Genomic DNA, 21,848 nt, shown 5'->3' with positions numbered 1-21,848 from the left:
AAAACTATCTACTCAAATTTTTCCACTGTTTCATCACTCTTATCTCTACGCTTACGAATATATTCTCTAACTATAAGACCAGTAGCAATATTTGTAAACAGTAAAAATGCAAGTAAGTATATCCAGATTGGTGTAGTTGACAATACACTAGATTGGTTAGTCTTTTCAGTTATAATCGGATTAGACAAAAAGTTCAAAACAGCCTGATTATCTGTACCATTAGAGCGTGCGTTTGATAGTACTCCTTGGAAGTTTTTATTAAATTCCGTACCCTCCTCGATATTCTTGCTCTGGTTCTTGATGACCGTTTCCGTTTCTTGGCGTACTAGCTTCACTTCTTCCTGAACTTTTTTAGATTGTTCTGCTAGACTAGTAAATTGTGCATCCATAGATCCGATTTTATCCCCATTAGCAGTAATGGTTTCAGAAATATTTTTAGTGTTTGAAGAAAGCCCTGTAACAATATCAAGTAGACCGTTACTTGTATCTTCAGTTGTATAAACTGTAGTAGCTGATAATCCAACCCCTGAACTTGTTGAAGAAACTTCCAAGATTTGTGGAATATTATTCTTCCATACCTCATACTCTTCATTTAGTTTATTAGTAGCTGATTCATACCAGTTAGATAACTCATCAATCGTTGTAGCAAAATAATCATTCGGTAATTCTGATTTTTCAAGTTTTGGAAGAGAAGAGGCTTGTAAATTCAGTTGATTGATTTGTTTACTCAATTTAGCATATAAATCAATTCCTGATTGTCGATATTTATCGACATCATCCTCTTTCAATTTCTCAGCCACAGTAGAAGTCGAGATATTACCATACATTTTTGCAACAGAGTCTTTTGCAGGGTTTGAGATATCAATAGTAGTTGATGACGATGGACTACCATAAATATTCTTAATAGTTGTCGCCGCTGTATCAATACGAGACAGTTGTTCAAAAATATTAGATAAATCTGTCTGAACTAATGCATTACTTCCCTTGTTCTTATCAAAATAGAAGGTATATTGTAATGGTATTTTTTCGTTACCAACTTCTAAGTCAAATGAAATCGTATTAAGACCAAAGCTAGGACTATACTGAATTTGAAGTTGAAGATCTGTTGGTTCTAAAATTGTATCTTTACTTGGAACTATCGTAGCTGATTTAATACCTTGCAACTGAATATTGGTTACGCGAATTGGAGTAGCGGTATATTTATTAGCTCCATTTCTTTCATTTGTCACAGTAGGATAGACATGTGACATTGAAATCGTTTTGGTTTCAGATGACGGTAATGCATCATTCGCCACTGTAATAAAACTATAGGCTGGCATTGAACCAGTTGTAGAACCTTTAACACTAGCATACTGAGCTAGTAGGTCTAATTTTGAACTGTAAGCACTGATTTGTGTATCTGTTAATACTCCCAACTCTTTTAGTTTAGCAAATAAAGCTACGTAATCAGCAGAATTAACACTAATAGAAGCAATTGTACTATTAACTTGATTATCATAATCTCCAGGTAATTGATCTGAATTAGATAAGGTAGATACTACTTGCTTAGCTAAAGCTTGTCGTACACTATTTTTATCTATAGCAGAATCAAGTGCTTTTAAAATCTCAGCATCATTTTCAGCAAAGGACGACGTATCAACTGTTGTTCCATCAAAATAGTTCTGAGCAACTTGTAGTCGAGAAGCTTCAAGAGAGGCTTTCAAGGTTTCCAAGTCTTTTCGAGATTGAGCTATTTGTTCTTGAGAAGCTTCTACTTTTTTATTGTAGGCATTGATACTCTTCTCTAAACGAACTAAATAAGATTCAGATTCATTTGATCCAGCTGATGATTCTCTGTTCCCTAAATTATATAAGTAGCCATTTAGGTTCTTATAAAGATTAAGATATAACTCATTATCCTTATCAAATTGTGCTTTTGCAAAGTTACTTGCAACCTGTGCATTATGATTTGTAACCTGGCTTTGAGCTTCCTTATATTTTAAAATTGGATCTGTCTGTCCAAGCAAGGACTCCGCATTATTATTTAATAAATCTGCGGTTGATTTTTTGAAACTAGCTACAGACTCTTCAAATGTTTTATTAGAAGACTGTACACCTTCAGCGATTGTTGGTATAGTATCTAGTGATTGTATACTTCTCTCGGCAGGCTGGGAGATTGAAGTATTCAATGAGTCAAAAATATCTGATCCATCACTCACAATTGTATTCATTTGGCGTTTAGCACTATCTAGATTGTTAATGACACTTGTAAAATACAAACGAATCGTTTCTTGATTCAAGGTATTTACATACTCTCCAACTTGCTGAGCCATCTCAAGTGACTGCTCTTTATCCACTGATTCTTTTACTTTATATGTTATTTTGGCCTTTTCTGGATTAAAACTCGATAACTGAAGAATATTGTGCGAAAAATCTTTTGGAATGTAAATAATAGCTTCTAGAGAGTCATCCTTATATTGACTTTCTGCCTGATCTCTAGACATAACTTTCCAACTAGTTTTCTTGTTCTCATCCTTTGCAAGTAATTTTGTAAAATCTTCACCAAAATTGTATTGAGTACTATTAAACTGTTCCCCTTCATCCTGATTGACAATACCAATACGCATGTGTGTCTTTTCTTTACTTCCCAAAGCAAACGAAATTCTATCTGATTGTTTCATAAAGATGAGAATACTTGCTGCGATTATCAAACATAGGATAATCAAAGCTTTGCCAAGAAAAGTATTTTTAAAACTTTTTATACTCATTATGTCTTTTTCTCCTAAAATATTTGTTAAAACCTCATAAAAATCCTAAACTATTTTCGATGAGATTTCTAGTGTGCAATCAAGAATACACATTTAAAGAACACATTACATTATATCATATTTAAAAACTATTTTGTATTTTTTTATTTATCTTGTGGTATCCTTATACGATAAACATTTCTTCCGATAAAGAACTGTGTCTCATTAAGTTCAACCAAAGGTTCATTATAGACAGTACGACCTGGAACAACCTTTTGTTCATTGAAAATTGTACCGAAGGTTCCCATTGGAACATTCTGACGAAGTCGTTTGAAGAATGGTGTATATTTAGAAAGAACACCACTTTGATATCCATGGAAAATTAAATGAATATTAACCGTTGAAGCTTTGGTAAACAGAGTGTTCACTTCTTTATCCATCAATGTAATCTTATCCCCAGTCAAGTTGATATCTGGTAGATAAACGAACATTGGTTGCTCTCTTCGAATACCAGATTGGATAATACTTAGCAACTCATTAAGGAATTGACCAATTGATGATTCCTCAATTCTAGTATCAAAATATTCACTCATACCTTCAAATCGACCATCGGTATCTACTACAACGCGATTGACCTTTCCTGACAATTCAGCAAAAGCTGATAGAATTGTTCGTTCAAGACTATAGGTTTGAGATGGTGTATCATCCATAAGAAGGATAAAGTCATGATTCATTGGTTCAATAGAACGTACTAATGTTGTTTCTTTGTCATATCCAATTGGAATATTGAGTTTTTGGCGTTCTTCTTTGACTGTTCTATCATTCTCAAAATCTTCAAATGTAATTTCATTTGCAAGCATCGGTATTGGTTCTGGTCGAGGACCTACCCATTCCTTATCCATTAGTTCAATTGCATTTTCCAGATTTTGCAACTGCTCAAGGTTTGAATTTCCTTCCGTTGCAAGGTAAACTTGGAAACGAGTCGGTTCCTCTAGCTTAATTTGCCCACGACCCGGAATAACCTGATCAGCTAGAGCATCAAATCCGATAATATCTTTCTTGGAATCTTTATCCACTAAGTACAAGACTAATTGTGTAGCGAAATTACTTCTCATACTAATCTTCATGGAAGTATTTCTAAGAACTGTTACTATCAGATAGATTCCTAAGCTAGCACCCTCTCGCAATACTTGATGGAAAGTAGCCTCAATAGAATTTTCTAGCGAATGATCACGGACAGTATCATAAGAATCTACCACATTTAAAATAAATGGCATTGATTTCCCTGTTTTTTGCTCGTATTGTTCAATAGAGGTTACACCATATTCAGCTAATAAATCTCGACGTTTTTGGATTTCATTTTGTACAGTCTTTAATAACTTCAATAGTTTTTCTGGTTCATCTAATGATACAATATCTGCGACATGTGGTAACCCCTTTAGAGGGAATAGTCCATTTGTTCCAAAATCAAATAAATTAAAATGCATTTGATCAGGCCTATTTAGTCGGGCAAAGTTCATCACAATCGTTTGGAGAGTTTGTGACTTTCCAAATCCTGGTGAACCATAGATTAGGCTATGACTAAACTCCACTATATCAAACTCTAACACATGTTGAGCCTGTTCTGAAGGAATATCCATTAAAGCAAAAGGTGCCTTATGATGTTTTTTATCCGTCCATTTAGTATCTAAAATAGGAGAAATAAGTTCATTTTCCAGAGGAGGCAACCACGGTTTTGTAGGCATGCGAAGTTCAATACTTTTTGCATATTGAGCAATATATTCAACGACCGCATCTAGTTCTGTCTTGTCATCATTAGGAGTGATACTAACCTTCTCTTCTTCTGCATATGATAAATCTGTAGTCGCTAGTTCATACTGCCCCAATTCATTGATTATCCAAATACGATTGTCAATTTCTTCGCTTTTAGTTTCCTCACTAGGTGCATAGCGCGCACCACTCCAAGCAGATTGAAAGAGTTCGTAAATTTCATTATTCCCAACTTGTAAATAGGCACGACCTGGCTGCGTAATACTTGCAGCATCTGGTGTTTTAATAATCTCATTTGAATCAGCTTTTTCTGCTACTTTTAAAGCCAACTTAAAGCGAGAGTTGGACCAAATCTGGTCGTTGACAACCCCTGAAGGTTTTTGCGTTGCTAAGATTAAATGGATTCCCAAAGAACGTCCAATACGGGCTGCAGATACGAGTTCTGTCATAAATTCAGGTTCATTTTGTTTTAACTCAGCAAACTCATCCGAAATCAAAAATAGATGTGGTAGAGGTTCTGTTGGAAAATCACCCTCTATTCCTAAACGCCCTTCCTTATAAAGTTTTGTATAACCATTAATATGATTAACTCCAAATCTACCAAATAAGCGTTGACGTTTTCGTAATTCTGCACGTATAGATGCTAAGGCACGTTGAATCCCTGCACCATCTAAGTTAGTGATAACACCCAAAAGATGTGGCAAATCTTTAAATAAATTTGCCATCCCTCCACCCTTAAAGTCAATTGGAAGGAAACCAATATCTTCTGGACTAAAATTTAATGCTAAGGATAACATATAGGATTGTAATATCTCGGACTTACCTGATCCTGTAGTACCTGCAACAAGTCCGTGAGGACCATGGGCACGTTCATGCAAGTTTAATTGGACAATATCATCTTTCCCTCGCACACCAAGTGGAACTGCCAGACTCTTAGATGTATCACCTTGACCCCATCGACTAGCAATATCTAAATCATTTACTTTTTCTACGTTATAAAGTTCTAAGAATGTAATCGCATCAGGTAGAGCATTTTTCTGAGTTTCTTCATGAATAAGATTACTTAAGCAACGAACTGCAACTTCATAATTATTTTGCATTGGATAAGGCGTGAAGTCTTGGTTAACATACAAACCTGCATTATTAATTAAAGTCGCTGTATCTCCATTTTTGAGATCGACCAGAGTCGTTACTGTTTCAGGCAATTGACGACGACTCTCTTTTACCCAAATGACTGTCACTCCATAAGAAGCCAAATCTGGTTTAGAGAGACTTTCATTAATTACGTGACCAGACAACAAACGGTCATCTGAAACGACAATAACAATCTGAGGTAAAAAAGTTTTTTTCTGTTTATCTGATTCTTGAAAACGAGACTGCAATACTTGATAAAGGCTTGTCAATACGGCATCTTTTGTTCGATCATCATGAACAAATCCACGAACATTAATCATCGGTAGATGGAAATGAGGTAAGAATCTCCATTTTTCCCATATCTTATCATAGTCTTCCTGAGATGTCACATTAACGAATATCACATCATGATAGGAATGAAAAGTTGCGACTTGTAGCAAAAGTTGTTGGATAAACAATTGACCCATGTCATGTTTGGCAACAAGTCCAATAATATTCCCAGCCAGCGAGGTCGTGATAGGAACACCCTTTTGTTTCTCATAAGTCTTCAATAAATCCTGAGAAAAGATTGTCAACTTATCTTTGGTCAAATAATCCTTACTGTAGTCGATTTTAAGCTGACTATCAATATCCCCCAATCCAAGAGAAACTGTCATAAAATCCTCATTGAATGGCAACCGTTCATAAATGCGCTCATCGTAATTCAAAATCATTTCAATCAACGTTTCTATATTGGGTTGTTGGTAAAATAGAATTTCCTTCTCTTCTGCATAGTGCTTTTGTAATGTCGAAACTTGTTCTAGTAGATAAGCTTCATAATCTTCAAGTCGAGTAATCTCATTTTGTTTATATTCTTTCCTGTCAGAAAAATAACTCGTGATTGAAAACGCTGCTGTCAGGATACTCATTCCACCCATGCTAAGCATCATGATTGCATTTCTTCCCATCAAAACTACAACTAATCCTGACAGTGCAACCATTCCTATTGGTGGAACGATAGCTCGCCAAATAGCATTTTTGGGTTTTGTAGGAGGAGCTTTGGGTTTTTCTACCCTCTGTTTCTTATCATAAATAGTTGGAAGTACACGAGGACTTCGACGATAGATCGGAAAATTAGATGGATAAATTGATTTCTTATCTTCTAGCAATACAGAATGACTATTAAATTGCGGTTCTCCAAAAAAGGATGAGACCTTCCATTGATTGTCTAAAAATACTATATAGTAGTTCTCTATAAAAAGACTATCTCCTCGTTTGAATTCCGAAAGAATATCTGAAGAAATCACTTGACCATTAAGGTAACATGGTTCACCATTAGGAAATACATTGACTTTTCCATTAGAAAACAGAACATAGGAATTTGATTGAATTTGTAAATCTGCTTCTTTTTCTTTTGAGATTACAAAATCTTGAGTAGGAGGAAGCATATAACTATCAATGATATTTTCAGCTTCTTGAATCACATAGACTTTTTTATCTCCTAGAATATTCTTCCCTATATTTAACTTTCTTTCATTAATGTAGACATTATTATCTCTGATATTAAAAGAAAGGCCTTGTTCTTCGGTACTATCTCCTTCTGTAAAGGTGAGCAAAGAAAACCTATCTCCAAGTATCAGTACATTGATTTTACTTGACATTTTTCTAGATGCGGAATCTTTCTCAATATTTTCAATAAAACTTTTTTCTTCCTTACTCATCTTTCTTATTACCCACTTTAACCCCTAGTTTTTTAGAGAGCTCTTCAATTTCCTTACGATATTCACCTAATTTCTTTTGTTTTTCAGCACCATTCATGTTCTTGTCTTCACGGGTCTGCTCATATAGATTCGTATAGGCGTGAAGGGTCAATTGATCATCTCCAATGTTCTGAGCTAAATCTAGAGATTTTTTATAATCTCCCTTTCCAAGATAAATCCAGTAATCTAAAAGATTATCTTCACTAGAGGGAGTAATTGTATTTAAAACACTTGACTTCTGTTCTTCAGACAAATTATCCAAGCGAACATAAGCTGATGCCAATACAAATTTGGCTTCCTTACTTAAACGATTGACAGCGACTCCTTGCAAGTCATCTGCTACACTGTCATACTGCTTATTAATAAAATGACTTTGTGCATTTATTGTTGCTTTTTGAATAGGATTGGACCAAAAATGATAATATGCTGCTAGCACACCCAAAGTAATCGTTGCTACCGAAAAAATCCCTATTCCAATTGATAAGATTCGCCAAGTCAATTTTGAAACGGCTATCTTTTTCTTTTTTTCCTCCTGATAAGCTTTATCATAAGCTTCATGGATATATTTTATGACATCATCATAAGACTCACAGGCCACAATATCTTGTACTAGTGAATCACTTATAGCCGCAATTCCATTAACCAGCAACTCGAAATCAAGTTTTGGTCTTAAAATAGAAACTATTAGAGCTTTATAGGTCATTAAAAAAGTCTCTGAAGTATAAGGAATTGGTTCCATAATTCCTTCTAAACCAAAATAGAGAATCTTAACAACACTTCCTTGTAAAAATATATTTTTGGGATGGATAAAAGGTATTTTAAAATTATGCTCAGAAAATGAAATTGATTCCATCTTTTGAGCCAATTCTAAACGCTTAACTTCTGACAAATCTTCAGCGATAAGATCCTTAAGACTATAAGAAAGCTTAGGTTTTTGATATAGCAATGTTAAATACCCGTTGTCTTCTAAAGTCACAGTAGCATCCACATAATTTTCTATCGTATCTATTTTTAGACGCGAAAATTGGTTTGGAGACAAAATGACCTTAACCTTCTCCTCGCTATGTTTAATTTCAATTTTATCTGTCATTTATTATCACCTCCAACACATCTCCATCGCCTAATGGATACTCCTCTAATGCTCTATGTTGTTCTATCTGTAATAGTTTCCCTCGAATATCCAAATGCCAATCCTCTCTGTGAATGGATAAAAACTTATCTAGTTGATTTGAACATATCAAATCCTTAACATCTTTTAATGTTAATTTTTTTGAAAAACGAATATCTATTTCCTTATCTTTATATCTAACCGTTGAGTTTAAATAACCTTCCCCCATGAAAAATCCTTCCTAAATAGATTCCACTGATAATCATTGTTGCAACAAACACGACAAGACCTATAATTGACCAAAACATTGTTGTTTCCGACTCCGATTGATCCACTTTTATATTGTCAGCAACTTGGTAGTTCTTAAACAGAGCTTGGCGGTATACCTTTGTATCTAAACCATCCCCACTTACAATTTCTTTTTTTCTAAAGTTTGATTGATTAGCAGTTTTAATCATTTCTTGAGCATTTGTCTTAGACTTCGTTGCTTCCTGTTCAATTCTATCCATGAATAAATTCGGTGCATAAATATGCTCAATTTCATTCCCCTGCGATCGTTGTTTTTTTTGAGTTACTGAATCCGTTTTAAATTCTAATGCCCCCTCTTTTGCAAAGGCTTTTGTACCTATAAAAAACAAACATAGGAGTGAAAATAGCATAAATAGTTGACTTATTTTTTTCAATACTTCATCACGCTTTCTATTATAGAAGATCCGGTAAATAGATTCTTTAATAGAACTTAAATTACCAGTAATTTCACCATTTTAATGATAATTTCTCCTTCTTAGATATCTTATTTAAGTTTATCATGAATTGACTTAATATTCAATTGTTCAAGTAGACATATTTGCAAATAATCTGACTCACTAAAAAGAATATCCTTCTAACTTCTGCAATCTCTAAAAACACACCTAAATACAAGTTAAACTCTTGTATTCTTGCATAAATTGGACTTGTCTAATCCATGCTTATATACAGAAGAAGAGAAGATCAACTTGATCTTCTCTATCATTCGTTTTTATATATGTCATTCCAAAAGTTTCCTATGTTACTTCAAAACTTATTGAATATATTTTTTAGCATATTCCGAGTAGCTTGGTTGCTCTTTTTTGTTCATTGCATAAAGCAGTTTGCCACTTAGAACATCATCTTTGGAACTTGGTTGAATCATAACTGCAATATTTTTGTCTTTATCAGGGAAAATCACCGTATAAGAGCCTCCATTTTGTTCAATCTCATAATAGGTAATCTCACCTTTTTGTTTGACTGATTTTTGCTTGTAGTCAAATTTTTCCCCATTAACCGAAACAGTATCTTTATCAAATACAAGAGAAACGTTCTCATTTGCACCTGTTTGTGCTTTCCATTCTCCCTCAAGTTTTGGAGTAGAAGAAGATCCACAAGCCGATAAAAGGATTAGAAATAAGGCTAATAAGCTTGAAATTACTGCTGTTTTAAATTTATTCATCTATTTTTGCGCTCCTTAAAACATCTTGAATCTCTTGGTAATCTTGATTATCTTTCTGATTTGAGAGTGATACTGTACCAGTAAAAGTAAACAACGATTGTGTAGAACCATTTTTTACAAGGCATGCAGCCAATAATTGAGCCAAGGGGCCTGAAGTTTCATCAATATAAGCATATTCTATTACTTCCCACTCAACTCCATTGACATCATGAAGTCCTTCAGAAATATATTTAATATCTAACAGATTATTCGCATACCCTTTGATTTCTGATTTGTAGTCATCTAGACGGTAATCTAGGCCAACATGTCTTACATTAATTAAAATATTGGAGGTAAAACTTTCACCTTTAGGTTTCTTTAAAGCTATTATTGTTCCTGGAAAATTCCAATTTTTCCATGCTTCCCCAGCTTCTACTTTTATACTCGGAAAAGCAGGAAAAACCTCGCTAGGAAATTCTCTTAAAGTCATATCAAACTCCTTCTATAATTTTTTAATCTATCTATTTAATTGGAGATAGATTCTACAGTTAAATTTTCGTGTTGTTAATTGGCAATTTTAGAGTGATAAATCGAGTAGCAAGTTAATTTTATACAACTACTTTCGAATTGAAAGGGTTTACCCAATCAATAAACTTATTAAAGTCTTTCTTCATAGCACCATAGTCAACATCAACATCAATACCCACACCTGCTCCGACACCAAGAGCAGCTCCCACATCTAGTTTAACCTTCATATGTTCGTTATCCATACTGAATTTTGCTTCTGAGGGGACGCCAATTCCGGCCTTGACTGATCCTTTTGCTGAAGCCGAGAAGTAACCAACTGTACCTTTAACTTCACCACTCGCCTCAGCTCCTGCGAATGCACCAAGTTTTACAGAGCCCGATACCCCCTCAGGGCCTGCTTTAAGTTCAGCACTAGCTTCAGCCTTAGCTCCTGCAAAGGCTTCACCAGAAGCATTGACCCCAACTTTAGTAAATCCTAAATCACCTACACTACTAGAAAGTCCGATGCTCCCCGATGCTTCAACACCAGCTTTTGCAGAGGCCTCTGCTTTTCCAGTAAATCCATTCCCATCAAGAGTAATTCCGTAATTCGCACTTGCCCAAGCTCCAGCCTTGACTTCTGCTTCATATTCAGCCTTTAATTTTGCGACTCCAAATTCTTTTTCCATTTCACCACTGGCTGAAGCCGACATTCCTATCATAACTTCTGCAGACGCCGACAACTCAACTTTGTCCCTGGAAATAGTGCTTTTTATCTCAGCTGCAGCTTTAGTTCCAATAAATGCCTTACCTTCTTTAAATTTGACTCCAAAGACTTCAAATTCTCCATGTTCTAATTCGTAAAGAGCTGCTACAGCTTCAGCAGTACCATTACAATGGAGAGCCCCTTCATCATCAACCCATATATCACCAGCAGCTATGGCTCTTTGTCCTGTTTGCTGTACAACGAAATTCTTCCACCAACCTCCAGTCGGAATTTTAGTCAATGCATTTAATGTTTCCGAAACACTGTTTAAAACTTCTACAGGAGTTTTTCCTGATATATTTTCGGTGATTATCTTTACTCCATTTGAGAACTCAATATTGTTATAGAAATTCTTAGCCTCTGGAGAAGTAAAATTACTTGTTGAATTTGTCGTAAGAGTTTCAAGCATCTTGGTTTGAGCCAAGAGCAAATCATCGTATTCAGTTCCTCTTTTCCAGCCATCAAAGGATTCCATATTTGTCTTTGTATCAGTTAGGACAGTCTTCCCTTCTGACAAAGGATCAGTAATCGAGCTAGCAGTTGGATTTGTTAAACTGATAATGTCAGAAATACTACTATAGATACCTGATGTTGCAGTATCCACTGAACTAATACTAGACTCCAAATCCGAATAGTTATCTATCAACTCCTGAAGATAATCCGTATCGATAATTGCGTCTGAAGCAGTTTCTGAAACAGTGGATTGAAATTGTTCAATCGTTTTATCATACTGGGCAGAGAGTACCGTTAAAGCATTCGAAAAGTTTGTCAACAAAGGAACTTGGTAGTTATTTATCTTGTCATTAATAACCGATTTAACCATTCCCTTCAAACTATCAGTAGATACGAGATTCTCTAAAGAACTCTTAGAATCATCAAGCTCATTATTGATACTTGTGATAGAATTATCGAGTGTTACTTTTTGATTATTAACCTCCGTCATATCAATTTTCATACTCATTCTCCTTTATTTGTGATATACTTCAGAAACTATATTCTGTTTAAAGTAGTCGATTCGATACTGCTGTCGAATATAGTTTTTATCCAACTCATCAGTTTGGCCCTCTTGAAGCACTGTTTTGATGTAATAAGCTGGTATCAAGATAGGCTCCACATCTGGTCTTAAACCATATGGATACAGACTCACAAGATAATCAATATAGCCGTGACTCCCACTTCCAAAAATCACTCTTCTGCCTAAGATAATCGCCTTAAAGGAAACATTTGCCTCTTCCATTAATTCAATCACCCGACGAGGCAACTTATCTTGATTCAATTCTACCATAGTTCCTAAAGGTAAAATAGGAGATAGGAGCAAATCCGTGTAGGACATCCATGACCTAAATTGAGCTATGGTTATTGTTAATACTGTTCCCAAATATTCAATTGTTAGTTTCTGAGTATCCCAATCAAATTGAAATTCGATAGAATCACCTATCATGCTTTTATAGGTGTAAAAAGGTTCCCTATTGATAAAAGCGAACTGGAGTTCCCCAAAAACCCCCCCTTGTTGAGTAATAGAGTAAGCGACTTGTTTCATCAATTCACGGTCTGCTTCTATAGGGAAGAGGCGTTTTAGAGATGTCTCATAAAGTGAAGCTACTTCATCCATTCCTACTAATTCCTTTCAAATGTTATGCATCTGCCTGTTTCTTATCATCCTCAACCTTATTGGAAGCAGCAGTATTCATATTAGTCACATCCGTAGTTGTAAAAGCTTTAAGATTCCCAATTGCAGTATTAAAGGACGATGTAGATTCATTAAAAGATGTAAAAGGAGTCACTGTTGTCGAAGAAAAAGTCAACTCCGATAGTTCTGATATATTAGAGGTATTGATGCTGACTATACTAGTCAGCCTAGCCCATTTATCATAATTTGTTCCTACTATATTTTTCATTTGCTTTTCCATTCTCTAGGTTGAACTGGCTGAGCTCGCCAGCGATAGATAGCGGTTCCTATTGCTCATCGCTGTATCTGCTTGAGTTTGTAAACTTGTCACCTCTGCTTGAAGTTCCTCAATCTTATTAGTGATACTTGTCAAATTCGTATCATGGCTTGTTTTATTACTCATAGCTGCAGATTTAGCAGAATCATACTTTTCGCTGTATTTATTCTTGCAATCACCTTTAAAACGAGAATTATCTTCCCCTTCAATCTTGGAGAACATATCTACAATCTGTGTCTGAAAATTCTCAATCTGGGAGGTCAGATTCGTTTTTGCTGTCTCTAAGCGAGAAATCTTTTCATTTACTGCTTTCTTTTGATGTATTGCATTAGTGTAATTCTTATATTCTTGCCTTGCTAGTTTCTGGTATTCAGATGCTTTCGACATTTTCGTTTTCCTCCATCAAATTCTGACTAAAACAAAGAGAGATAGGAAGTATTCCCTATCCCTCCATTTCAGAGTTCTCTTATTAGAGTCCAAAACCGCCAGCATCCGCAGCATCACGTTCAGCAACAGTATTAGCATAGTTAACCAATTGTTGATTAATCTCAGTCAACAAATCTTGGAATTTAACTACATTTACACGTAACTGTTCGTACTGTTCAAGATATGAATTGAAGGCACTACCTTGCCAGTGCTCTTTCATTTCTTCATTTGCAGAGTTTACCGCTTGGATAGCAGTTTCAATTTGATCGCGAGCATTTGAATAGACTGATGCTTGTGAGGTAAGTTGTTCTGGTGATAGTGAAATTGCTGCCATAATTGGCCTCCTTGTGTTCTTTTACTTGTTCTTATTGTAGAACTATTCACTTCTTTATTGTAAACCTTATCATAAACAATGTCAAGACATTTAATAAATTTTTTTCTAGAAATTCAAATTAACAAAAAACTTTTCAATACGAGTTTTTTCCCATCTGAGATTTCTCTTCAAATTCTGGGTTTTCGAGTACATATCGCACTGGCTGAACTCTAACCATTATGAGAGCTGGGAAGATGAAGTTCCTCAAGATTCCCAAGAAATCACCAAAAATATTCTCACCAAATCCAGCAAGAATAGCTAGTGCGAATATAACAGCCACAAAAGCCACCCTCCCAAAGTTAAACAATCATTCTTGCTTCTTACCTTTTCTTCACTGTCATAAGTCTCCCATCGGTTGAAAGTCCAGATTTTCCCCTGATTTTTAGGAAGATAATACCAGGAATAGAGACCTGTAGAAAAAAGCAGGATACAGAGAGCTACGAGATTGTAAATAAGTGCCCAGACTGAATAGATCCCGTCATTACCAACTAGCATAAGCAAGCCTATAAAAGTCATGTCAACGTTTAAAATCAAAACAAGTATAGAAACATAAAGATAGATAAAACTCTTAAATCTCAAAATAAAACGATCGAAGAAAGAGAGTGGGATTGCCACACCACTAATAAACATGCAAAGAATGAACAAGATTTTATAAATGCCAATATAATCGATATAGGTCGTAATAAAAATTCCTATAAAAGAGACTGCTAGTGTAATCGAAGGTAGAAGCTTGATATAGCCTAAACTAACCCCATTTGTAATCAAAGGGCCGTGGTAACGTTCTTCGGTCACTACTTTCTTTTTCTTTGAAGCTTTTGACATGAACTCCCTCTCATCAACTCTCTGCTTCTTCTTTAAAAAGCACTTTTCCTTGACTATATAATCCCATAATTTTCACAAAGCGAACTGGATTGTTTTGGTTATACAAAAGAAATACTGAAAAGAATAACAAGCCCGCTAACCACAAACCATAGCTTTCATCACCAATCGGTTGACCAAATTTTAGAGGAAGAGTCAAGAAATACAAAAAATAATAGATGGACACTATATTTACTGCAAAGCGAGCAAATCGAAAAGGTAAAGCAGACAGTTGTCTAGGATCAAACTGGTTTTTTACAAACAAATTATGAGATGCTGCATAGTAAAAAACTTTCTCTGTCGTTGGCTGGGCCTTACGAACATTTTTATAGAGCGCTCGTTCGAGTAAAGCAACTAACGAGAAAAACTGCATCAACCAAAAGAGAAGAATACAGGCTAAACTGAACCAGTTGTAGACACCAACAAACTTGAGTGAAAAGAAGCCCGAAACTGCGGGTCCACCTGCTAGTAAGAGAATTACCAAGTCAGGAATAAAGGAATTCGTATCACCAGCTTTTTCAGTATTGAGCAACCTACTCTTTGGAGCAGCTAGAGCCTCTCTAGTCTGCTGGTCATAATAGACCGCCTGACCATCACATTCGCCGATAAAGACACGACGCCGTCTCAGAAAAAACATATTGACCTCTTTCTAATCATGAAAATAAGTTCTTAAAATCTCCTAACCATTAGGAACAAGTTTCAAAATGAAAAATCTACTCTTCATATTCTGGGTGTTTGCGTACATAGCGTGCCGCCTGAACTCCATCCACTATGAGAGCTGGTAAAAAGAGGTTCATCAAGATTCCTAAGAAAACACCAAAGACATTCTCAATGTATCCAGTAAGAATTGCTGGGGCTAACATGGCAGTTACAAAAGCAACTCCAAAATTAAACAATCGCTCTTGCTTCTTGTTATTGTCTTTACCACCATAAGTCTCCCATCGGTTGAAAGCCCAGATTTTCCCCTGATTTTTAGGAAGATAATACCAGGAATAGAGACCAATAGAAAAAAGCAGGATACAGAGAGCTACGAGATTGTAAATAAGTGCCCAGACTGAATAGATTCCGTCGTTGCCAACTAGCATAATCAAGCCTGTAAAAGTCATGTCAACGTTTAAAATCAAAACGAGTACAGAAACAAAAAGATAGATAAAACTCTTAAATCTCAAAATAAAACGATCGAAGAAAGAGAGTGGGATTGCTACACCACTAATGAACATGAAAATAATGAACAAGATTTTATAAATGCCAATATAATCGATATAGGTCGTCCCAAAATACGCCATAAAAGAGACTACTAAGCTAATCCAAGATAGAAGCTTGATATAACCTAGACTAACCCCATTTGTAATCAAAGGACCGTGGTAGCGTTCTTCAATCACTGCTTTCTTTTTCTTTGAAGCTTTTGACATAAATACACCTACTTATCTGGTCTGAATAATTTTAACCCTAGTATAGCACAAACTGACTGCTAAGTCATAGGCTGGCTACAACTCGTAGCTTGCTAAAAGGTTGACGGAACTTCGCTCCATAGGATATGATGGGAATACCTAGAAATTTAACTCTCCACGACCTATACGACTTCTACTGAAAAAGCGTTGGCGAGTTCAATTCTATATCTGGAGGTTTCTATGAAAATCTATCATTCAAAATTTGTCGGTGTCGGCTATCTAGTCTTTGCGGTGGGTGTATTCTTTCAATTTTTCTTTTTCCTCGCGCATGGATTAATCGACTTTTCCCAGCTTAGTCTTCTTACTGTGGTTCCAACCATCCTCTTTTTCGCTGCTATCTATTCAACGATTGCAGGCATCAAAAGACTGACTAGTCGCAGGCTTTCCTTTGAATTCACCTTTGAAGGTATTTATGTCTATCCGGGGCTCTTCTTTTCCAAGGAAATCTTTATCCCAAAAGAAGAATTGTTCCGTGCATCGTATGTTGAAGTGGATGTCAGCGACCCTAACCATGTCAACAGCAAGGCTTGCTATTTAGATTTCGATCTGAGAGAGGTCACCCAGCTAGAAGATATTTCTAAGTCAAACGTCATCATCGATACAAGTGTCCTGATATTGCGTCTCGCCCTTAGTCTCTGTCGATTTAGAGAGGAAGAAAAAGCCGAGTTGGCGACCTATCTAAAAGAAAATTACGGAATTGATTTCTTATATTAGCAATAAAAAAGCCCTACATCAGGGCTTTTTGTGTTGTTAGCGATTCACTACTTGCGCTTCAAAATGGGCTGGCTTGTCATCTACATTTGTTACGGTGATGGTGTAGGGCTTGCTTTTGGTTACATCAAAAACTTTTTTACCTAGATAACTGACAACAATCCCATCTTCTACCAACTGAATATCCTTTTGATTGTTGGGAAGCTTAGTATCATTACCTAACTGGATGATTTTATTTTCTGTTACTTCAAAATACAGGCCACTGAATTGTTCAGACCAAACATCCCTTCCAGATAATTTGATTTTTTGACTGTCCTTTTTTTCTAAAATCAATTCTGAACTATACTCTAGTTGGTCTGCACGAGGACGTACTCGTATTTCAACACTTTGCCCGGGTTGGAGAGTGTGATTGTAGGTATTTTTGACCCTAAAATAGAAGAAGACACCTCCTACCAGGACCACAGTAAGCAATAGACTACAGCCCAGATTCCAATTTGCTTGTTTTGCTGAAGACATCTTCTCCTCCTTATTTGCTTACTTATAGCTGGTCTTATCTGTTAGGTATTGTCTCAGCTTCTGTAAATTTCCGAGTTTCACCTGACCACTTGATACAGAATAATAAGACTAGCAAACGAAGGACTAGATAAACCAGACGGACAGTCTTCATCTTGCCAAGAACATGCAGGAAATCTTTGCGTGCTTGGTCGATTTCCTGAGTTAACTCCTCAACAATCTTTCCTGTCTTTTCTTCTACCACGTTAGAATTGTCAGCTGTTAGGTAATATTTGGTGTCTACCGTTGAAAAATAAGCATCCGTTAATGCTCCATCTAAGGGAAATGAAATCTCGTAATTGTTTGTATCAGAAGCCGGACTGTATGTAGCGAAGACCTGATCGCCAGATTTTGAAGGGTAGGCACTTATCTTAGTAGTTTTAAAGTCTAAATGCATGAGTCCGTTCAAGGCAGGCGTAGTCCATTCTTCTGCATAATGATAGAGCTTGACCTGACCATCTACCATAGGCCAGACCATCACATAGCGACTATGCATAAATTCCTTGGTCAAGGACGCGTTGCTAGCGGTACTAGTCGCCCCAATCTCATAGACTGACCAAGCCAAAACTATAAGCATCAAGATTGCTTGAATAGGTTTTGTTTTAACATACTTTTTTAACATGTGCACTCTCCGATAAGAATTGCCAACTCATTTAAAGCAAAATATGTAAATCTTTTCCAAAAACGCCATCTAAAATAAAGGAACTAATGTTAGGATGTAGCTTCTTCAATTTGAATTTTTGAATATTTGTTATTTCAGGCTCATAAGAGATATTTCCAATCGGATAGTGCTCTTTCAGGATTTTATCATAAATTTCCTTGATAAAAGTTTCCCAGGATTTCGATAAAGAATTTGCAAAAGCATCCTCTCCTTCAAATAAATATCGTAATCCATCTGCCCTATAAAAAGCTAATAAGGCAACAGAAAGAGTACATTTCGAATGAGTGATAATTGCCTCTGGCACTTCAAAACCATTATCCCAGTTATAATTATCAAGCAAGACAAAGAGTTCATCTTCGCTGTTAATAGACTGAATTAGTTTTACAGCTTCAGCCTTGCTTTCAAAATATAAAATATCAGATAGTTTCTTTAATTGCTCGGCATCCATTTTGTCTTCCTTTCTTGCAACTTGAATGGGGACTCACACTTTACGATTCCTTTTTAAATAAAACAAAAAGTAAAGAACTGGCTCGAATAATCACAAATGTCTGTAGCATCACCTATATCTATCTATTTAAGCATATAAGATCCGATACATATTTTCCATGAAACCGTCAATCTCTCCTCGAACAATTTTCAACAGACGCTCTTCTTCGGATTGCGAGATAGAGACTCCCTCTCTTTCACCACTGTCGTTATCCTGAGAATAGTTAGAATAAATTAAATTAAGATCTTTATCTAACACGAAAGCCACATATGTTTGTTTATCATTAACTTGTGTAATGAAAAATAACTGAAAATCTTTTGCATCTTTCTGAAGAGGGCTGATTTTCAAATGTACTTCGCCTTCTATTTCAAGTGGATAAATAACTCCATCTAGACGAATAGCACCATCAGATGGAATGAGATAACCCGCTTTACGTATTTGAGATGCATACTTTTCCGAGGCCATTAAATAATGAAGAACTTCGACTTTATCCTGTTTTTCAAAAGCTGTTTTTAGAGTACTAGATTCTTGAGAATTTTTAAAAGTGAGATACAAAGGAATGACTAATAAGATAAAAGATACTATTATCAACCACTTAAACTGTTTCATTTTATCTAACATTACTCTTACCACCTCTTTCTAAATAGTCAAAGAAGGCTTTCTGATTCTTCTTTCTCTCTATCTCTTCTTTTTAATCTGATAATAAATAAAACTAATCGTGGTATCCAAAAGAATTGAATAACCAAAAATTCTTATTGTCCATATAAGCCAAATCGGGCTATTTTCAACATTTATCTTAAGTATCTTCAAACACACTGCAAGAGTCAAAAATAAGACAATTTCTATTACCAAGCGATACTTGGCCTTTTTAAGGTCTATGGTTTTCAAAAAGGACTGACTCTTGGCTTCCTTAGGTACTTCTTCCCAATAGGTCTTATCCTTACTTCTTAGATAAAGTAGATAACCAACTTCGACGATTAATCTTGAGAAAGCTGAAATAAACACTATATTGCTCACAATCCCAAATGTTTGCACATAATACCCGGATAAACTAGCCAACCCTCCGCCTAACAAAGTAACTCCTAGAATAATCCAAAGGGATGGTTTACTGTAAACACTTGAAAAGGCTATATAGTTAGCAGTTGTTCGTTTTTCTGAAAATCCTTTTCTTAGTTGCTTTTTTAACCAACTGGCATTATAAACAATTAACCCCATGAATAAACCAATGGAACTTAACCAATAAATCAGCGAGTAGATCAGTGAATTTTTTAGAACCTCATTCGTTAAAATAGTGAGGATATAATCCATTAAAACCAATGAAAGATGAATCCCATTGATTAGTACAAAGAGCATCGCAGTACTAAAGAGTTGATGTTTATAGATGAATGTCTTGCTGAATGACATAATCTGACAGCCCAGCATGAGCAATAGAAGGAGACATAGAAAAAGAAAAGGGACATTAGAAAAGGGATCTACTGTGAATTGCTCCTTGATAAAAAAGTATACGTGAGTCAGGTCGATGCTCAATACAAACAAACCAGCCCAGGCCAAACTCAACATTCTAACAGAAGCTCGCGTGGAACCCAGCGCTTGAAAATATTCCTTATTTAATGCTTCTGACTGACGGTTCATATCCCACTACTCCTCTTCTAGCTGACCGCTTTTGATTAACTTCTTATAATAGCGTTTGCTGTACCATTCGCGGTCGCTAATTCCCAGATATTCTTTGTATTCCAGACGTCGTCTCAGAAAAAACATCTCTACCTCTTTCTATTTCCTTTTTTATATTTACTTCTTAACTCGACTATTTCTGTAGCGTTCAACTGCCTTCAGCCATCGAATCATATTATTTTGCCACAGCAATAGAGCTGCGACAGCTGGCAAAATCCCCATCAGGCTAAAAGGAAATATCTCACTGCCGATTGGTGTTTCCATCATCTTTAAAACGAGCATGGAGAGGATAGAAATCGGACCAGCTAAGCCCATGACAGCCATAAAGACTGTGAAAATCCAAGCAAATAGCTTCTTGCCAAGGGTAACCTTCTTATCTGAAAAATTATTCCAAAAGAGATTGCTATTGACGGCTCTTCTGAAGTTCTCCTTGCTGGTAGGTTGCACTAAGGCAACATTTTTGTAGAGTGCTCGCTTCACGACCACCAATAGTAAAATGGCTTCCAGCAACCAAGTTAGTAGAAAATAAATCAGAGTCCCATAGCTATAGACACCCGTAAAAAAGCGTGTTGCTGGAAAAAGTTGCAAGATGCTACTGAATCCTAAAAGGCCACAAATCAACCAGACAATGTGTTTTCGATTTCCACGGGATGCCTCTGTATTCAATAGTTTACTTTTAGGAGCTGCTAAGGGATCTCTTGGTTATTCTACATTTACATAAATAGGCTGACCATCACTTTCCCCTATATAAATAACTTTCCTAAAAAACATGCTTGTCTTTCTCCTCTAACCAACTGATCTTCTTCAAAACTTGCCTGAAAAAGAGAGTTTTTCTTCATTTATTCCTCCAATTTTATGACACAATTAATAGAATTTTTCCCTAGGAGAGATAAAGAATGAAAGAATTATAAACCTTGAGCAATATTTTCTAGTTGGTTCACTCGATCATGAATGGTTTCTACATTTAAATTTCCACGTTGGTATTCGCAAAGAAATCCATTTTCGTAGAACATCTTATCTGACAATTGACCTTTTGGTGCATTTGGACACTCAATCATAACAATACTAAAGACACCACCTGAACCCGGCTTCTCAAATTCATTGCCTGTAAAAAGATAGGTGTATGCTTGAAAAGATGTCCCTTGATAATCACCTGAAATGACATAGGCAACCATTTTCTTATATCCTCTGCCGAAAGGATAATGGCTAAAATTGGCATACTTTTCTACATATGGATTTTGGGAAATAGTTATGACTAGTCCGCTACTCGTTTTCTTAGAAGAATACTCTCTATAATAGTCACTACCTTGAGCTTTCTCAAATTGGTAGCCGTGAGCAGTTGCAAATGCTTGGTATTCTTTGTTTTTTTTATTGGCGTGGCTAATAGCCCAATAAACAATCCCTGCTACAAAAACAAAGATTAGTAACATAAAGATGATAAAGAAAATAACAAAAGCCATACTCATTTTATACTCCTTTTTAAATTGGTTAGGAAGCAAGGACACTTCTCCACCC

At 35.8% G+C, this 21,848-nt stretch carries 23 protein-coding genes and 1 pseudogene; 1 reads left to right on the top strand and 23 read right to left on the bottom strand.

Annotation, left to right across the window (positions count from 1 at the left end; translation table 11 throughout):
* Positions 1-8: 8 nt before the first annotated feature.
* From esaA to QM923_RS07265, 15 genes are all read right to left on the bottom strand, one after another.
* Positions 9-2,747: a type VII secretion protein EsaA gene (esaA, locus tag QM923_RS07335; protein ID WP_414291407.1), complete on the bottom strand. Its 2,739-nt coding sequence runs from the start codon at positions 2,745-2,747 to the stop codon at positions 9-11.
* A gap of 143 nt (positions 2,748-2,890) precedes the next feature.
* Positions 2,891-7,330 (bottom strand): type VII secretion protein EssC, encoded by a 4,440-nt coding sequence (gene essC, locus QM923_RS07330; RefSeq protein ID WP_414291406.1) that lies wholly within the window; start codon positions 7,328-7,330, stop codon positions 2,891-2,893.
* Positions 7,323-8,459 carry a type VII secretion protein EssB gene (gene essB / locus QM923_RS07325; protein ID WP_414291405.1) on the bottom strand — a complete coding sequence of 379 codons (1,137 nt, stop codon included), beginning with the start codon at positions 8,457-8,459 and terminating at the stop codon, positions 7,323-7,325. The genes essC and essB overlap by 8 nt, the downstream gene beginning before the upstream one ends.
* The gene (locus tag QM923_RS07320) at positions 8,449-8,706 is read right to left on the bottom strand and encodes a ubiquitin-like protein (RefSeq protein ID WP_414291404.1); all 258 of its coding nucleotides are present in this window, start codon (positions 8,704-8,706) and stop codon (positions 8,449-8,451) included. Before QM923_RS07320 ends, essB begins: the two co-directional genes overlap by 11 nt.
* Entirely contained in the window at positions 8,675-9,160 is a 486-nt protein-coding gene (locus QM923_RS07315; protein ID WP_414291403.1) for a type VII secretion protein, read from the bottom strand. The genes QM923_RS07320 and QM923_RS07315 overlap by 32 nt, the downstream gene beginning before the upstream one ends.
* 377 nt (positions 9,161-9,537) lie before the next feature.
* Positions 9,538-9,945 (bottom strand): glycosyltransferase, encoded by a 408-nt coding sequence (locus QM923_RS07310; protein ID WP_414291402.1) that lies wholly within the window; start codon positions 9,943-9,945, stop codon positions 9,538-9,540.
* Complete coding sequence (locus QM923_RS07305; protein ID WP_414291401.1) at positions 9,938-10,414, bottom strand: hypothetical protein; 477 nt, start codon at positions 10,412-10,414, stop codon at positions 9,938-9,940. The genes QM923_RS07310 and QM923_RS07305 overlap by 8 nt, the downstream gene beginning before the upstream one ends.
* A 118-nt stretch (positions 10,415-10,532) precedes the next feature.
* Positions 10,533-12,152, bottom strand: coding sequence for a T7SS effector LXG polymorphic toxin (locus tag QM923_RS07300; RefSeq protein WP_414291400.1), 1,620 nt, complete (start codon positions 12,150-12,152; stop codon positions 10,533-10,535).
* 12 nt (positions 12,153-12,164) lie between these two features.
* On the bottom strand, positions 12,165-12,809 hold the full coding sequence (locus tag QM923_RS07295) for a hypothetical protein (RefSeq protein WP_414291399.1): 645 nt from the start codon (positions 12,807-12,809) through the stop codon (positions 12,165-12,167).
* Positions 12,810-12,831: 22 nt separating this feature from the next.
* Positions 12,832-13,095, bottom strand: a complete 264-nt coding sequence (locus QM923_RS07290) for a hypothetical protein (protein WP_414291398.1) — start codon at positions 13,093-13,095, stop codon at positions 12,832-12,834.
* A gap of 15 nt (positions 13,096-13,110) precedes the next feature.
* Positions 13,111-13,530 carry a DUF5082 domain-containing protein gene (locus QM923_RS07285; protein WP_414291397.1) on the bottom strand — a complete coding sequence of 140 codons (420 nt, stop codon included), beginning with the start codon at positions 13,528-13,530 and terminating at the stop codon, positions 13,111-13,113.
* Positions 13,531-13,612: 82 nt separating this feature from the next.
* Positions 13,613-13,903 (bottom strand): WXG100 family type VII secretion target, encoded by a 291-nt coding sequence (locus QM923_RS07280; RefSeq protein WP_414291396.1) that lies wholly within the window; start codon positions 13,901-13,903, stop codon positions 13,613-13,615.
* Positions 13,904-14,200: 297 nt separating this feature from the next.
* Positions 14,201-14,764: a hypothetical protein gene (locus tag QM923_RS07275; RefSeq protein WP_414291395.1), complete on the bottom strand. Its 564-nt coding sequence runs from the start codon at positions 14,762-14,764 to the stop codon at positions 14,201-14,203.
* Between the two features lie 13 nt (positions 14,765-14,777).
* Positions 14,778-15,437, bottom strand: a complete 660-nt coding sequence (locus QM923_RS07270) for a hypothetical protein (protein WP_414291394.1) — start codon at positions 15,435-15,437, stop codon at positions 14,778-14,780.
* 76 nt (positions 15,438-15,513) lie between these two features.
* Positions 15,514-16,212 carry a hypothetical protein gene (locus QM923_RS07265; protein ID WP_414291393.1) on the bottom strand — a complete coding sequence of 233 codons (699 nt, stop codon included), beginning with the start codon at positions 16,210-16,212 and terminating at the stop codon, positions 15,514-15,516.
* A 219-nt stretch (positions 16,213-16,431) separates the two neighbouring features.
* Between QM923_RS07265 and QM923_RS07260 the strand changes: the two genes are divergently transcribed.
* Positions 16,432-16,965, top strand: a complete 534-nt coding sequence (locus QM923_RS07260) for a hypothetical protein (protein ID WP_414291392.1) — start codon at positions 16,432-16,434, stop codon at positions 16,963-16,965.
* Positions 16,966-17,001: 36 nt separating this feature from the next.
* Here QM923_RS07260 and QM923_RS07255 read toward each other — a convergent pair whose 3' ends face one another.
* From QM923_RS07255 to QM923_RS07220, 8 genes and pseudogenes are all read right to left on the bottom strand, one after another.
* Positions 17,002-17,478 (bottom strand): hypothetical protein, encoded by a 477-nt coding sequence (locus tag QM923_RS07255; RefSeq protein ID WP_414291391.1) that lies wholly within the window; start codon positions 17,476-17,478, stop codon positions 17,002-17,004.
* A 34-nt stretch (positions 17,479-17,512) separates the two neighbouring features.
* Positions 17,513-18,136 (bottom strand): hypothetical protein, encoded by a 624-nt coding sequence (locus QM923_RS07250; protein ID WP_414291390.1) that lies wholly within the window; start codon positions 18,134-18,136, stop codon positions 17,513-17,515.
* A 31-nt stretch (positions 18,137-18,167) separates the two neighbouring features.
* Positions 18,168-18,623, bottom strand: coding sequence for a DUF4274 domain-containing protein (locus QM923_RS07245; protein WP_414291389.1), 456 nt, complete (start codon positions 18,621-18,623; stop codon positions 18,168-18,170).
* A gap of 126 nt (positions 18,624-18,749) precedes the next feature.
* Positions 18,750-19,283 (bottom strand): thiol-disulfide isomerase, encoded by a 534-nt coding sequence (locus QM923_RS07240; RefSeq protein WP_414291388.1) that lies wholly within the window; start codon positions 19,281-19,283, stop codon positions 18,750-18,752.
* A 57-nt stretch (positions 19,284-19,340) separates the two neighbouring features.
* Positions 19,341-20,294, bottom strand: a complete 954-nt coding sequence (locus QM923_RS07235; RefSeq protein ID WP_414291387.1) for a hypothetical protein — start codon at positions 20,292-20,294, stop codon at positions 19,341-19,343.
* Positions 20,295-20,300: 6 nt separating this feature from the next.
* Positions 20,301-20,396 (bottom strand): annotated as a pseudogene (locus QM923_RS07230) (beta-carotene 15,15'-monooxygenase); the annotation flags it as partial.
* A 54-nt stretch (positions 20,397-20,450) separates the two neighbouring features.
* Positions 20,451-20,999: a hypothetical protein gene (locus tag QM923_RS07225; RefSeq protein WP_414291386.1), complete on the bottom strand. Its 549-nt coding sequence runs from the start codon at positions 20,997-20,999 to the stop codon at positions 20,451-20,453.
* Between the two features lie 239 nt (positions 21,000-21,238).
* A complete protein-coding gene (locus QM923_RS07220) occupies positions 21,239-21,793 on the bottom strand; it encodes a fimbrial protein (protein WP_414291385.1) in 555 nt (184 codons plus the stop codon).
* Positions 21,794-21,848 lie beyond the last annotated feature (55 nt).

This window comes from Streptococcus infantis (genome assembly GCF_047463275.1).
Classification (GTDB): domain Bacteria; phylum Bacillota; class Bacilli; order Lactobacillales; family Streptococcaceae; genus Streptococcus; species Streptococcus infantis_AF.
Note: the sequence above shows the minus strand (reverse complement) of the source record. Positions and strands in the feature narration are given on the sequence as shown.